At 69.5% G+C, this 14056-nt stretch carries 14 protein-coding genes; 8 read left to right on the top strand and 6 right to left on the bottom strand.

Annotated elements, in window-relative coordinates:
* Positions 1-2: 2 nt before the first annotated feature.
* Genes hsaC through hsaA form a run of 3 tightly spaced genes read right to left on the bottom strand, consistent with a single transcriptional unit; the run spans position 3 to position 2965 of the window.
* Positions 3-905 carry an iron-dependent extradiol dioxygenase HsaC gene (gene hsaC / locus JF781_RS04730; protein WP_225326242.1) on the bottom strand — a complete coding sequence of 301 codons (903 nt, stop codon included), beginning with the start codon at positions 903-905 and terminating at the stop codon, positions 3-5.
* Positions 902-1777 (bottom strand): 4,5:9,10-diseco-3-hydroxy-5,9,17-trioxoandrosta-1(10),2-diene-4-oate hydrolase, encoded by an 876-nt coding sequence (gene hsaD / locus JF781_RS04725; protein ID WP_225326241.1) that lies wholly within the window; start codon positions 1775-1777, stop codon positions 902-904. The genes hsaC and hsaD overlap by 4 nt, the downstream gene beginning before the upstream one ends.
* A 3-nt stretch (positions 1778-1780) precedes the next feature.
* Complete coding sequence (gene hsaA / locus JF781_RS04720; RefSeq protein ID WP_225326240.1) at positions 1781-2965, bottom strand: 3-hydroxy-9,10-secoandrosta-1,3,5(10)-triene-9,17-dione monooxygenase oxygenase subunit; 1185 nt, start codon at positions 2963-2965, stop codon at positions 1781-1783.
* Between the two features lie 212 nt (positions 2966-3177).
* On the opposite strand from hsaA, the gene JF781_RS04715 reads away from it, so the two are divergent.
* A complete protein-coding gene (locus tag JF781_RS04715) occupies positions 3178-4272 on the top strand; it encodes a ferredoxin--NADP reductase (RefSeq protein WP_225326239.1) in 1095 nt (364 codons plus the stop codon).
* Positions 4273-4324: 52 nt separating this feature from the next.
* Positions 4325-4858: a hypothetical protein gene (locus tag JF781_RS04710; RefSeq protein WP_225326238.1), complete on the top strand. Its 534-nt coding sequence runs from the start codon at positions 4325-4327 to the stop codon at positions 4856-4858.
* A 4-nt stretch (positions 4859-4862) separates the two neighbouring features.
* Here JF781_RS04710 and JF781_RS04705 read toward each other — a convergent pair whose 3' ends face one another.
* A complete protein-coding gene (locus tag JF781_RS04705) occupies positions 4863-5753 on the bottom strand; it encodes an SDR family oxidoreductase (RefSeq protein ID WP_225326237.1) in 891 nt (296 codons plus the stop codon).
* Positions 5754-5837: 84 nt separating this feature from the next.
* Here JF781_RS04705 and JF781_RS04700 point away from each other — a divergent pair, with 84 nt between their 5' ends.
* Positions 5838-6410, top strand: coding sequence for a TetR/AcrR family transcriptional regulator (locus JF781_RS04700; protein WP_225326236.1), 573 nt, complete (start codon positions 5838-5840; stop codon positions 6408-6410).
* Here the strand turns inward: JF781_RS04700 and JF781_RS04695 are convergent.
* Entirely contained in the window at positions 6407-8554 is a 2148-nt protein-coding gene (locus JF781_RS04695; protein WP_225326235.1) for an acyl-CoA dehydrogenase, read from the bottom strand. The two genes, JF781_RS04700 and JF781_RS04695, sit on opposite strands and share 4 nt — an antisense overlap.
* 304 nt (positions 8555-8858) lie before the next feature.
* On the opposite strand from JF781_RS04695, the gene kstR reads away from it, so the two are divergent.
* Entirely contained in the window at positions 8859-9458 is a 600-nt protein-coding gene (gene kstR / locus JF781_RS04690) for a cholesterol catabolism transcriptional regulator KstR (RefSeq protein WP_008263559.1), read from the top strand.
* Positions 9459-9464: 6 nt separating this feature from the next.
* On the opposite strand, the gene JF781_RS04685 is transcribed toward kstR, so the two are convergent.
* Entirely contained in the window at positions 9465-10553 is a 1089-nt protein-coding gene (locus JF781_RS04685) for a LacI family DNA-binding transcriptional regulator (RefSeq protein WP_225326234.1), read from the bottom strand.
* Between the two features lie 127 nt (positions 10554-10680).
* On the opposite strand from JF781_RS04685, the gene JF781_RS04680 reads away from it, so the two are divergent.
* The 4 genes from JF781_RS04680 to JF781_RS04665 are packed head-to-tail and all read left to right on the top strand — an operon-like array spanning position 10681 to position 14047.
* Positions 10681-11610 carry a metal ABC transporter solute-binding protein, Zn/Mn family gene (locus JF781_RS04680; protein WP_225326323.1) on the top strand — a complete coding sequence of 310 codons (930 nt, stop codon included), beginning with the start codon at positions 10681-10683 and terminating at the stop codon, positions 11608-11610.
* A complete protein-coding gene (locus JF781_RS04675) occupies positions 11607-12428 on the top strand; it encodes a metal ABC transporter ATP-binding protein (protein WP_225326233.1) in 822 nt (273 codons plus the stop codon). Before JF781_RS04680 ends, JF781_RS04675 begins: the two co-directional genes overlap by 4 nt.
* The gene (locus JF781_RS04670) at positions 12428-13288 is read left to right on the top strand and encodes a metal ABC transporter permease (RefSeq protein WP_225326232.1); all 861 of its coding nucleotides are present in this window, start codon (positions 12428-12430) and stop codon (positions 13286-13288) included. Before JF781_RS04675 ends, JF781_RS04670 begins: the two co-directional genes overlap by 1 nt.
* Positions 13289-13336: 48 nt before the next feature.
* Positions 13337-14047, top strand: coding sequence for a sensor domain-containing protein (locus tag JF781_RS04665; protein ID WP_225326231.1), 711 nt, complete (start codon positions 13337-13339; stop codon positions 14045-14047).
* Positions 14048-14056 lie beyond the last annotated feature (9 nt).

Below are 14056 nucleotides of genomic sequence, written 5' to 3'. Positions count from 1 at the left end.
GGTCAGCCGCGCATGCCGACGGTGAAGTCGTGGCCCCACAGGCTGACCGCGGTGCTCTCCCGGGCGACCCAGTCGTTGTCTTCGACTTGCCTTCCCTCGCAACCGAATTCGATGTCGAACCCGCCGGGTGTCTTCATGTAGAACGACAGCATGAGGTCGTTGACGTGACGGCCGAGGGTGGCCGACATGGGCACCTTGCGGCGCAGCGCACGGTCCAGGCACAGCCCCACGTCGTCGGCGTTCTCGACCTCCATCATCAGGTGCACGATGCCGCTGGGCGTCGGCAGTGGCAGGAAGGCCAGGCTGTGGTGGCGCGGGTTGCAGCCGAAGAAGCGCAACCAGGCCGGCGCCCCGTCGGCGGGCCGGCCCACCACCTGCGGCGGCATCCGCATCGAGTCGCGCAGCTTGAACCCGAGGACGTCGCGGTAGAAGTGCAGCGCCTCGTCGTCGTCGCGGGTGGACAACACCACGTGTCCCAGGCCCTGCTCACCGGTGACGAACTTGTGCCCGTAGGGGCTGACCACGCGGCGGTGCTCAAGGGCGACGCCGTGGAAGACCTCCAGGCAGTTGCCCGACGGGTCGGAGAACCGGATCATCTCGACGACCCGGCGATCGGCCAGTTGCGCGGCGGTGGCTTCCTTGTAGGGGATGCCCTCGACGTCGAGCCTGTCCCGGATCTCTTGCAGGCCTTCGGCGTTCGCGCACTCCCAGCCGGCCTCCATGAGGTGGTCGCGTTCGCCGGGCACGATGACCAGCCGGGCCGGGAAGTCGTCCATCCGCAGATATAGGGCGCCCTCGGTGTTGCCGCTGCCCTCGACCATGCCGAGAACCTTCAGGCCGTACTCACGCCAGGCCGCCATGTCGGTGGCCTCGATGCGCAGATAGCCCAGCGAACGGATGCTCATCTCGCACCTCCCAGGAAATCGATGGTGAGCTTGTTGAACTCGTCGAACTTCTCCACCTGCGCCCAGTGCCCACATTGCCCGAAAACGTGCAGCTGCGCACGCGCAATGGTCTTGAGCGCGACCAGCGCCCCATCCAGGGGGTTGACCCGGTCCTCGCGGCCCCAGATCAGCAGCACGGGCTGGCGCAGGCGGTGCACCTCGCGCCACATCATGCCGAGCTCGAAATCGGTGCCCGCGAACGACATTCCCATCGCGCGAGTCGCCGTCAGCGACTCCGGCGTGCTGGCCAGCGCGAACCGCTCGTCGATCAATTCGTCGGTGATCAGTTTCTGGTCGTAGACCATCACCCGCAGGAACGCCTCGAGGTTTTCCCGCGTGGGCTCGGCCGAGAACTTGCCCAGCCGCTTGACGCCCTCGGTGGGATCCGGGGCGAACAGGTTGATGCTCAGCCCGCCGGGCCCCATCAACACCAGGCGCCCGGCGTGGTCGGGGTAGTCCAGGGCGAACCGCACCGCGGTGCCCCCGCCCAACGAATTGCCCACCAGCGGAACGCGTCCCAGGCCAAGCTGGTCGAAGAGGCCCGCCAGGGCCCTGGCCGCGTAGTGATTGAACTGCCCGTGCTCGGCGCGCTTGTCGGAATGGCCGTAGCCGGGCTGATCGACGGCGAGCACGTGAAACCGCTCGGCGAGCACCGGGATGTTGCGCGACCAGTTGGTCCAGCTCGCCGCCCCGGGACCGCCGCCGTGCAACAGCACGATCGTCTGATCGTTGCCGACACCCGCCTCGTGGTAGTGCAGCTTCAGCGGCCCGTCGACGTCCACCTCGGCGAAGCGGGAAGTCGATTCGAACGTCAGCGCTTCGACTGTGGTCATGGGTTAGACCATCGTGTCGCCGGGCGGCAACCCGAACTCGTTGTTCCCGAAGATCTGGTAGGCCCGCTCGGGGTCGTTGGCCGCGTGCACCCGGCCGGCGTGCGCGTCACGCCAGAACCGTTGCACGGGTTGGTCGTTGGCCAGGGCGGTAGCGCCGGACGCCTCGAACAACCGGTCGATGGAGGCGATGGCCCGGCCGGTGGCGCGCACCTGGTCGCGGCGGGCGCGGGCGCGCAGGTCGAACGGGATCTCCTTGCCGGCCGACAGCAGCGCGTACTCGTCGGCGACGTTGCCGCTCAGCTGCCGCCACGCGGCGTCGATGTCGCTGGCCGCCTCGGCGATGCGGACCTTGGCGAACGGGTCGTCCTTGGCCTTCTCGCCGGCGAACGCCGCACGCACCCGCTTGCCCTGGTGCTCGACGTGCGCGTCGTAGGCGCCGTAGGCCATGCCGACGATCGGCGCCGAGATGGTGGTGGGATGCATTGTGCCCCAAGGCATCTTGTAGACCGGGGCGGTGTTGGTCTCGTACCCGCCGGCGGTGCCGTCGTTCATCGCCTTGTAGGACAGGAACCGGTGCCGCGGCACGAAGACGTCCTTGACGACGACGGTGTTGCTGCCGGTGCCGCGCAGGCCGACGACGTGCCACACGTCGTCGATGCGGTACTCGCTGCGGGGGATCAAGAAACTGCCGAAGTCGACCGGGCGGCCGTCCTTGATCACCGGGCCACCCAGGAACGCCCACGTCGCGTGGTCACAGCCCGAGGACCAGTTCCACGCGCCGTTGACCAGGTAGCCGCCGTCGGTCACCACGCCCGCACCCATCGGGGCGTACGACGAGGAAACCCGGGTCTTGGGGTCCTCGCCCCAGACCTCCTCCTGGGCCTGCTGGTCGAACAACGCCAGATGCCAGTTGTGCACGCCGATGATGGAGCTCACCCAGCCGGTGGAGCCGCACGCGCTGGCCAGCCGCCGGACCGCCTCGTAGAACAGCGTCGGATCGCACTGCAGCCCGCCCCACTGTTCGGGCTGCAACAAAGTGAAGAAGCCCACGTCCTGCAGGTCCTGGACGGTCTCTTCGGGCAGCCGCCGCAGATCCTCCGTCGCCTGAGCGCGTTCCCGAATCCGCGGGAGCAGATCATCGATGCCAGCCAAAACCGACTGCGCATCACGCTGTTGAATGGACGTCACTTAAGTTTGCCTCCTGGGCCAGACTTACACAGCGGACTTACACCAGAGACTAGAACACGTTCCGATTTGTGTCGAGCAGGGTATTCCTGCGGCTGGTAGCGATACGAATCCACTTTTCTGTAACATGTTCTAGTTGCCCGTGGCGATCGCAAGAGCGGCGGAGCCGGTCGCAGCGGGTCGACACGTTTTGCGACGAAAGGAAGGCACGGGCCTTGACCGAGGCGGATCTGGACCAAGCAGCCGACGAGCCACTCGGTGACCACGTCCTTGAACTCAAGATCGCCGAGGTCATCGCCGAGACCGACGATGCGCGCTCTCTGGTGTTCGCGGTGCCCGACGACGAAGGGGATCCCGGCATCCCGCCCGAGCGGCTGCGGTACTCGCCGGGTCAGTTCCTGACGCTGCGCGTTCCCAGCGAGCGCACCGGGTCGGTGGCGCGCTGCTATTCGCTGTGCAGCTCGCCGTTCACCGACGACGCCCTGGCCGTCACGGTCAAACGAACCGCCGACGGCTACGCCTCCAACTGGCTGTGCGACAACGCGCGGGCGGGCATGCGGATCCACGTGCTGGCGCCGTCGGGCAACTTCGTGCCGAAAACGCTGGGCGACGATTTCCTGCTGATGGCCGCGGGCAGCGGGATCACCCCGATCATGTCGATCTGCAAGTCGGCGCTGGCCGACGGCGGCGGACAGGTGACGCTGCTGTATGCCAACCGCGACGAGGATTCGGTGATCTTCGCCGAGGCGCTGCGCGAGTTGTCCGCCAAGTACCCCGACCGGCTCACCATCGTGCACTGGCTGGAATCGCTGCAGGGCCTGCCCAGCGTCGCCGCGCTGGCCAAGCTGGCGGCCCCCTACACGGATCGGCCCGTCTACATCTGCGGCCCCGGCGCGTTCATGGATTCCGCCAAAGAAGCGCTGGAATCGCTGAAAGTCCCTGCGCCGCAAATACATATCGAAGTGTTCAAGTCGCTGGAGTCGGATCCGTTCGCGGCGGTGAAGATCGAGGACACCCCCGAGGGCGACCAGCCGCCGGCCACCGCGGTGGTGGAGCTCGACGGTGAGACCCACACCGTGTCGTGGCCGCGCAACGCCAAATTGCTCGACGTGCTGCTGGCCAAGGGCCTCGACGCGCCGTTCTCCTGCCGCGAGGGACACTGCGGCGCGTGCGCCTGCACCCTGCGCGGCGGCAAGGTGAACATGGAGGTCAACGACGTGCTCGAGCAGCAGGACCTCGACGAGGGCCTCATCCTGGCCTGTCAATCCCACCCCGAATCTGATTCGGTAGAAGTGACCTACGACGAGTAGTCGCGGGGTTAGGTTCACCCTTGGCGTCAGCAAACGGGGAAGGGGAGCATCGATGATGCGGCTGGTATCGGGATTCGCGGTCGTCGCAACGCTGCCGATGTTGCTGCCCGTCGGGGTGTGCGCCGCGGCGAGCAACACCGCCACCACGCTGTTCCCGCTCGACGGACCCAACCAGCTGGAGACGCGGGTCGTCCTCAACTGCTTCAAATCCGACGGCCACTGCGACTTCACCGCCGGCGCGGACATGCTCACGCCCGACGGCGTGAGCGGCTTCCCGCCCGGCCTGTGGGCCCGCCAGACCACCGAGATCCGATCCTCAAATCGGCTGGCCTATCTCGACGCGCACGCCGACGGTCAGTACGAGCGGGTCCACAAGTCGATGGGTTCCGACGAGATCACCACGATCTACATGGGTGAGGGCCCGCCGGAGAAGTACCAGACGAACGGGCGCATCGACTCCACCGATTGGCAGACGGGGCAACCCAAGACCGACAACAACGTCATCGCCTGCAGCCACATCCAGGTCGTCTACTCCGGGGTCAACATCACCTCCCCCAGCACCTGCGCGCAGACGACGTTCTCCTGATTTCTCAGTCCGGGTAGTCGCCGATCGCCAGGTCGTCGAGCAGGCTTGGGCCCGTCGGTTTCCATCCGAGTCGCCGGCGGGTCAGCGCGCTGGACGAGGGCTGGTCGGCGGCGAATATGGCGCCGAGCGGGCCGAAGGCCTCGGCCGGGGCGGATTCGACGGGCACACCGAGCCGGCGGCCGATCACCTCGGCGATCGCCCGCATCGGGTCTCCTTCGTCACCCACCGCGTGCAGTACCGACCCGGCGGGCGCCTGTTCGAGGGCGAGCCGGAACAGCGACGCCGCGTCGTCGCGGTGCACCGCGGGCCAGCGTTGCGCGCCGTCGCCCACGACGGCCGACACGCCGCGCTGCCGCGCAATCTGAATCAGAATGCCGGCGAAGCCGTAGCGCCCGCCGGCGTCGTGAACCGACCGCGGCAGCCGCACCACGGCCGATCGGACGCCTCGCTCGGCCAGGTCGATGACGGCTTGCCCGGTGCGGCCACGCCCGGCCATCGGGCCCTCGGCGTTGAACGGGTCGTCCTCGGTGCTGGCTCGACCGGCCACCGCGGGGGTGCCGCTCGCGACCACCAGCGGCTTGCCGGTGCCGGCCAGCACGTCGCCGAGCGCGGCGACCGCGCGGGCCTCGTCGCCGATCGCGTCCCCGATGGCGTCGCTCGCGGTGAAGTCGTGCGAGAACGCCAGGTAGGCGACGCCGTCGGCGTCGGCGGCGGCGCCGCGCAACACGTCGAGGTCGGCGATGTCGCCGCGCAGCGACTCGGCGCCGAGTCCGCTGATGGTCGCCGCCGCGGCCTCCGAGCGGGCCAGGCCCACGACCTTGTGATCGGCGGCGATCAATTCCGAGACGACGGCCGAGCCGATTCCTCCGCTGGCGCCGGTGACGAATACGCGCACGAGAAGCTCCTTCAGCTGATGCGACAATTGTCCCATCACCCTACACCCCTGATGGGACAATGGTCGCATCACTAGGGTGGGGCCATGGCTCGTTGGGAACCCGACGCGCGCGAGCGCCTGGTCGCCGCGGCACTCGACCTGTTCAACGAACGGGGCTACGACGAGACGACGGTCACGCAGATCGCCGAGCGCGCCGGGCTGACGAAAAGCACGTTCTTCCGGCACTTCCCGGACAAGCGGGACGTGCTGGCGGCCGGCCAGGACGCGATCGCGCAACTTCTGCGCGAGGGCATCGGCGCCGCGCCCGCCGACGCGACACCGCTGGCCGCCGTCTGCGCGGGCATGAAGTCGGCCGCGGCGGCGTTCACGTCATTCAACCGGGATCTGGCGCCCAGGCTCAAGGCCGCGATCGCGGCCAGCACCGAACTTCAGGAACGCAACGCGCTCAAACAGATTGGGCTAGCGCGCGCGGTGGCCGACGCGCTCCAGGCCCGCGGCGTGCCCGAGCCGACGGCGGTATTGGCCGCCGAGCTCGGTGCGCTGGCGTTCAAGACCGCCTACGCCCGCTGGGGCGAACCGGACGAAGACCGAGACTTGGGCTCGATGGCGTGCGAGGCGCTGCACGAATTGCACGCCGCCGCGGCCGATCTCGACTAGCGGGGCAAACCGAGCAGGCGCTCGGCCGCCACGGTCAGCAGGATCTGCTCCGTGCCGCCCGCGATCGTGAGGCAGCGGGTGTTGAGGAAGTCGAAGACCGCGGGGTCCCCGTCCGCCCGGCGGTCGACCAGGCCGCCGCCTTCGGCGACATCCATCGTGAATTCGGCCAGCGCCTGGCGGTAGCGGACGCCGATCAGTTTGCGCACGCTCGATTGCGCGCCGGGGTCCTGGCCGCCCACCGCGAGCTGAGCGATGCGCTGGTCCAGCAGCGCGCCGGTCTGCGCCAGGATGATCAGGCGCGCCAGCCGATCCTGCTCGGCGACGTCGAGATCCCTTGCCGCCAAGAGCTTCAACAGCTCTTCCATCGGGTTGCCGAGCGCCGTGCCGTTGGCCATCGCCACCCGCTCGTTGGCCAGCGTGGTGCGGGCCAGCCTCCAGCCGTCGTTGACCTCACCGACCACCATCTCGTCGGGCACGAACACGTTGTCCAGGAACACCTCGTTGAACAGCGAGTCGCCGGTGATCTCGCGCAGCGGCCGGATATCGATGCCGGGCGACTTCATGTCGACCAGAAAGTAGGTGATGCCTTTGTGTTTCGGGGCATCGGGGTCGGTGCGCGCCAGGCACACGCCCCAGCGCGCCTTGTGCGCCGCGGACGTCCACACCTTTTGTCCGGTCAGCAGCCAGCCGCCGTCACCGCGCACCGCTTTGGTGCGCAGCGACGCCAGGTCGGAGCCCGCGCCGGGCTCGGAAAACAGTTGGCACCACAGGAATTCACCGCGCAGCGTTCCCGGCACGAATTGCTCGATCTGCTCCGGTGTGCCGTGCTCGAGGATGGTCGGCGCGGCCCACCAGCCGATCACCAGGTCCGGCCGTTCGACGCCGGCGGCGGCCAGCTCCTGATCGATCAGCAGCTGCTCGGCCGGGGACGCGGCGCGCCCGTACGGCTTCGGCCAGTGCGGCGCCTGCAGGCCCGCCTCGGCCAGACCCACCTGTCGCTTTTCGGCGGGCAGCTCGGCGATCTCGGCGACGGCGGCGGCGATCTCGGCGCGCCGGCTCTCGACCTCGGTGAGGTCGATGCTCAGTCGCCGGCGCACGCCGCCCTGGGTGAGCGCGGTGATGCGCCGCTGCCAGCGCTCGGCGCCACCCAGGAACCGGCCGATGGCGTGCGCGCGGCGCAGGTACAGGTGCGCGTCGTGCTCCCAGGTGCAGCCGATGCCGCCGAGCACCTGGATGCAGTCCTTGACGTTGGCCTTCACGGCGGTGATGCACGTGCTCGCGGCCAGCGCCGCCGCGATGGAGCACTGGGATTCGTCGCCCTCGGCTGCGGCGCGCGCGGCGTCGGCCGCGGCCACCTCGGCCTGCTCGGCGCGGCACAGCATCTCCGCGCACAGGTGCTTGATGGCCTGGAAGCTCCCGATCGGCTTGCCGAACTGCTCGCGCACCTTGGCGTAGTCGACGGCGGTTTCCAGCGCCCATCGGGTGATGCCGGCCGCCTCGGCCGCCAGGACGGTCGCGGTCAATTCCGCGACGCGCGCGCCGTCTTCCGATACCAGCGTGGCCGGGGCCGAGCTGAGCACCACCCGGGCCAACGGCCGGGAGAAGTCGGTGGCCTGCAGCGGCTCGAGCTGCACGCCCTCGCCGGCGGTGTCGATCAGCAGCCATTTCCCGTCGGCCGGAGCCAACAACACGGCGCCGCGCACCGTGTTCGAGGCGCCCAGCGCAAACGGCAACGTGCCCGACGCCGTCGACGTCGCGCCGTCGAACCGCACGTCACCGTCGAGCGCCAGCCCGGCGAAGCGCTCCCCGCCGGCCAGCGCTTCCAGCAGTTCGGGGTCGGCGACGACGAGCGTCGCCAGCGCGGTCGTCGCGACCGGCCCGGGGATCAGCGCTTTGGCCGCCTCCTCGACCATCGCGCACAGGTCTTCGACGCTGCCGCCCGCCCCGCCGGATTCCTCCGGGATCGCGACGCCGAAGATCCCCAGCTCGGTCAGCCGGGAGAACACCGGTCGCCACGCGTCGGGCTCGCCCTGCTCGACGTCGCGGATCGCCGCGGTGCCGCCCGGTCCCGACGTCGCATTGCGGGCCCAATCGCGCACCAGGGCGCGCGCGGCAAACTGCTCATCGGTGACGGTCGCTACCACCTGAAGGGGCCTCCGATCTTTCCGCAAGCGGGGACATCTCCACCGCGAGTTGGCGCGCAACCCGCTCACCGGAGACTAGAACGTGTTCTAATAATGCCAGTGATCGACCGTGAAGTCGAACGCCATCGCAGCAGCACATGCGCTTGTCCCCGGCGGTATGGAGGTGGGAAATTCACACGCAGAATGCGTATCGTTTGCAAACGAACCGCCCGGAACAGGAGCAAACCGTCACATGCCAGCCAGCGCCAACGCCAAGGCCACTTCCAAGGCTAGTTCCGACTCGCAGCCGCGCGAGGTCATAAACGTGGCGGTGCTGGCGGAGTCTGAACTCGGGTCGGAGGCGCAGCGGGAACGCCGCAAGCGCATCCTCGATGCCACCATGGCCATCGCGTCCAAGGGCGGCTACGAGGCGGTTCAGATGCGTGCGGTGGCGGATCGCGCCGACGTGGCGGTGGGGACGCTGTACCGATACTTCCCGTCGAAGGTGCACCTGCTGGTGTCGGCGCTGGGCCGCGAGTTCGGCCGCATCGACGCCAAGACCGACCGCTCGGCGATGACCGGGGGCACACCCTTTCAGCGGCTGAACTTCATGGTGGGCAAGCTCAACCGCGCGATGCAGCGCAACCCGCTGCTGACCGAGGCCATGACGCGCGCCTACGTGTTCGCCGACGCGTCGGCGGCCAGCGAGGTCGACCAGGTCGAAAAGCTGATCGACTCCATGTTCGCGCGCGCGATGGCCGACGGCGAACCGACCGAGGACCAGTACCACATCGCCCGGGTGATCTCCGACGTGTGGCTGTCGAACCTGCTCGCCTGGCTCACCCGCCGGGCCTCGGCCACCGACGTCAGCAAGCGGCTCGACCTGGCCGTGCGGTTGCTGATCGGCGACCAGGACTCCAAGTAGCGGCGCTCACCCCGGTGGGCCGGCGGTGCGGCCGCGGATCAGCTCGGTGTCGAGGAGTTCGGAAATCTCCGTGACCGGCAGACCCGATCGCGGGGGCGTCAACAACAGCTCGCCCGCGCGGCGGCCCTTTTGCAGGCTCGACTGCGACACCGTGGTCAGGCCGCGGTTGATGGCCTCGGGCACGCCGTCGAATCCGGTGACGGTCAGCTGGCCGGGCACGTAAATGCCATGTGCCCGTAGGTAATCCATGGCGGACAGGGCCAAGATGTCCGCGGTGCACAGCAGCGCGGTGATGCGCGGATTGGCTTCCAGCGCCACCTTGGCGGCCGTGCCGCCCGATTCGGCCAGGTGCTCGTAGCTTTCCACCACGGTCAGCGAATCCGGGTCGATGCCGGCGGCCGTCATCGCCTCCCACACGCCGATGATGCGCTCACGTTGCACGTCGAAGGCGGGCGAGCGCAACCGCTCGGCGTCCACCAGGCCCTGCCGCCGGTCCCGGCCCAGCCGCATGGTCAGCAACCCGATCTCGCGATGCCCCAGGCCGAGCACGTATTCGGCGAGCTCACGCATCGCCGCGCGGTCGTCGATGCCCACCCGCGAGGCGCCGGCCAGACCCTTGGGCTGATCGACCACCACCACCGGCAGCCGTCGCTGCAACACCACCTGCAGGTAGGGATCGTCGTCGCACACCGAATACACCACGAAGCCGTCCACGCCGGCCGACAGCACCGCGTCCGTTCCCTCTTTCAGGCTGCGGCTGGGCCCCACGGCCACCAGTAGCAGCCCCTGCCCGACCGCCTCGCATGCCTGCGCCACCCCGGTGACGAAATCGCGGGCGGCGGGGTCGCTGAAGAAATAGGTCAGCGGCTCGGCCATCACCAGACCGACCGCGCCGGCCTTGCGGGTCCGCAGCGATCGCGCCACCGGGTCGGGGCCGGCGTATCCCAGCCGCTTGGCCGTCGCGAGCACGCGTTCGCGCAGGTCGGCGGAGAGCTGATCGGGACGGTTGAAGGCGTTCGAGATCGTCGTGCGCGACACGTTGAGCTCGTCGGCCACCGACGCCAGGGTCGCTCGCCGGCGCGGTGTGGGGCTCACGTTCGGTGACGCTACAGCGGATCGGTCCGCGGCCCATGCGCTTCCGCCCGCGGCTTTGTAATGGAAACGATTTTCATTAGTATTGTGGATCGGCTTGCTGGCGGGCGGGAGGAAATCGGACGTGCGCATGGCACTGACGGGTGGGCGACCGCGCGCCCGCGCGACGTGTCGGCTGGCGGCCGTCCTGGCCGTGGCCGGCTCGTCGGTGCTGATCGGCTGCGGCGGCCACCAGGCGCATCCGCACGCGTCCGCCGTCGTCGCGTCGACCGACGTGTGGGGCAGCGTCGCGCGGGCCGTCGCGGGCCGCCATGTGCCGGTCAAGTCCATCCTGAGCGGGGCGGAAACCGACCCGCACTCCTATGAGGCCAGCCCCTCGGACGCCGCCGCCATCGCCGACGCCGCGCTGGTCGTCTACAACGGCGGCGGCTACGACGGATGGGTCGACGACGTGCTGGCCCGCCAGCCCGGGGCCAAGCCGGTCAACGCCTACTCGTTCCTCGAGAACGACGGGCAACCGCGCAACGAGCACGTCTTCTACGACCTGGGCGTCGCGAAGTCGGTGGCCGCCACGATCGCCGACCGGCTCGCGACGATCGACCCGGGCAACGCCGCGGACTACCGCGCCAACGCCGCCGCGTTCGAGCGCGACGCCGACGCCATCGCCGGCACCGAACACGGCGTCGCCGCCACCCACCCGCACACCCCGGTCGTGGCGACCGAACCGGTCGCCTTCTACCTGCTCAAGGCGACGGGCCTGCTGAACCGGACTCCGCCCGCCTTCGCCGCGGCCATCGAGAACGAGACCGACCCCGCGCCGGCCGATCTGGCGTTGGTCCTCGACCTGATCGACCGGCACCAGGTGTCGGCGCTGATGGTCAACCCGCAGACGTCGACGGCCACGATCGCCAGCCTGCGCGACACCGCGCGGCGCGCGGGTGTGCCGGTCACCGAGGTGGCAGAGACTCTGCCGGACGGCGCGGATTACCTGAGCTGGCAACGCAATACGGTCGACCAGCTGCTGGCCGCGCTCCAGTCGAGCCGGCCCGTCCAGCCGTGACGATCGAAACGGCGCCCGCCGTTGACGGGCACGCGGACACCGTCTCACTGCGCGGGGCCCGCCTGGCGTTCGGCGACCGGGTGTTGTGGGACCACCTGGACCTGTCGGTGCCGCGCGGCGAGTTCATCGCGGTGCTCGGCCCCAACGGCAGCGGCAAGACGTCGCTGCTCAACGTGCTCCTCGGGCAGCTGCCGCTGAGCGCCGGCGTCGGCTTGGTGGACGGAAGACCGATCACCTCGGGCAGCCGGCGCATCGGCTATGTGCCGCAACACCGCCCACTGGATCACGACGTGATGCTGCGGGGGCGCGACCTGGTTCGGCTGGGTATCGACGGGGCACGCTGGGGCGCGGTCCCGCTGCGGCCCCGCGACCGCGTCCGGCGGCGCGAAGCCGTCGCCCGGGCGCTGAGCCAGGTCAACGGCGAGCACCTGGCGGATGTGCGGGTCGGCGTGATGTCGGGCGGCGAGCTGCAGCGGGTGCGCATCGCCCAGGCACTGGTCAGCGACCCGACGCTGCTGCTGTGCGACGAGCCGCTGCTGACGCTGGACCCGGCGAACGCGAAGCTGGTGTCGGCGCTGATCGAGCGGCGCCGCCGGGAGGCGGGGACCACGGTCATCGTCGTCACCCACGAGATCAACCCGATCCTGCCGTATGTGGACCGGGTGCTGTATCTGGTCGACGGGCGGTTCAGGATCGGTGCCGTCGACGAGGTGATGACCAGCCAGACGCTGTCTGCGCTGTATCGATCCGACATCCAGGTGGTGAAGGTCAAGGACGGCTACGTGGTGGCCGGCGAGCGCACCGACGGGCACGGCTGATGGAGCATCGGCTCGCCGACATGGGACACCACCTGTTCTCCTTCGACATCACCGCGCATCTGCTCAGCCACGACTTCGTGCAGCAGGCGCTGGTGGCGGCCGCCCTGCTGGGGTTGGTGGCCGGGCTGATCGGGCCGTTCATCGTGATGCGGCAAATGTCGTTCGCCGTGCACGGGTCCAGCGAATTGTCCTTGACCGGAGCCGCTTTCGCGCTGCTGGTCGGGTTCGGGGTGGGTGTGGGCGCGCTGATCGGCAGCGCACTGGCGGCGGCGCTGTTCGGCGTCCTCGGCCGGCGCGCCCGGGAACGCGATTCGGTGATCGGGGTGGTGCTGGCGTTCGGCCTGGGCCTGGCGGTGTTGTTCATCCACCTCTACCCGGGCCGGACCTCGACCAGTTTCGCCTTGCTGACCGGCCAGATCGTCGGGGTCGGCTACACGGGGCTGACGATGCTGGCGCTGGTCTGTGTGCTCGTCATCGCCGTGCTCGCAACGTGTTACCGCCCCCTGCTGTTCGCCACCGTCGACCCCGACGTCGCCGCCGCCCGCGGCGTGCCGGTGCACACGCTGGGGATCGTGTTCGCCGCGCTGGTCGGGGTGGTGGCGGCCCAGGCGGTGCAGATCGTCGGGGCGCTGCTGGTGATGTCGCTGCTGATCACGCCGGCGGCCGCGGCGGCCCGGGTGGTCACCTCACCGGCGGCGGCCATGCTGACCTCGGTGGTGTTCGCCGAGGTGGCCGCGGTCGGCGGGATCGTGTTGTCGCTGGCGCCGGGCGTGCCGGTGTCGGTCTTCGTCGCGAGCATCTCGTTTCTGATCTACCTGGTCTGCTGGCTGGTGGGGCGCCGACGGGAGGCTGCCACTTAGGCTGGCCGCACACATCGTCGGAAAGGCCGGGAAAGGCTGGGAAAGACCATGGCGCGCAGGCGAATCGCGGTTCTGGTGCAGGCGGCGGTGTCCACCCTCGCGGTCGGCTGCACCACCGTCGTCGCCGGCAGCGCTGTGACCGCAGACACCTCCGGACCGCTGCCGCGGACCCCGGTGGCCGTCGCGGCCCTGGACGGCCTGCTGCTCGACGTGAACGAGATGAACTCCGCGCTCGGGGCGGGGATGCGGCTTAGGAACCGGACGGAGGCGATGTGGGACGCGAGCCCGACCTTCAGCGACAGGGGCTGCCTGGCGATGGACGGCCCCGCCCAGCAAGCCGTGTACGCGGACACCGGCTGGACCGCGATGCGCGGCCAGCACTTCGACGACAGCTTCGACGACCCCAGGGTCCGCAATGATTCGGCCACCGAGGCGGTGATCGCCTACCCCACCGCGCGCCAGGCCAACACCTTCTACGACGCCTCGGTGCGACGATGGTTCGCCTGCGCCAATCGCAAGTTCTCCGAACATCCCATGGACAAACCCGAAGTCGTGTGGACCGCGGGCGACGCGCACAAAGTCGGCGGCACGCTCAGCACGTCGGAAGTTCAGGAATCCAGCGACGGCTGGACGTGCCAGCGGGCGCTGACCGTGCGCAACAACGTCGCCATCGACATCGCCACCTGCGGCTCCTTCCTGGCCGGCGGGTCCGCCGTCGACATCGCCCAGCAGATCGCGGCCAGGGTCGCCGGGCAGTAGCCCGACCCA

It is taken from the genome of Mycobacterium sp. WUMAC-067, from assembly GCF_020217485.1.
Lineage (GTDB): Bacteria > Actinomycetota > Actinomycetes > Mycobacteriales > Mycobacteriaceae > Mycobacterium.
The sequence above is the reverse complement of the archived record's forward strand: the minus strand, read 5'-3'. Positions and strand labels throughout refer to the sequence as shown.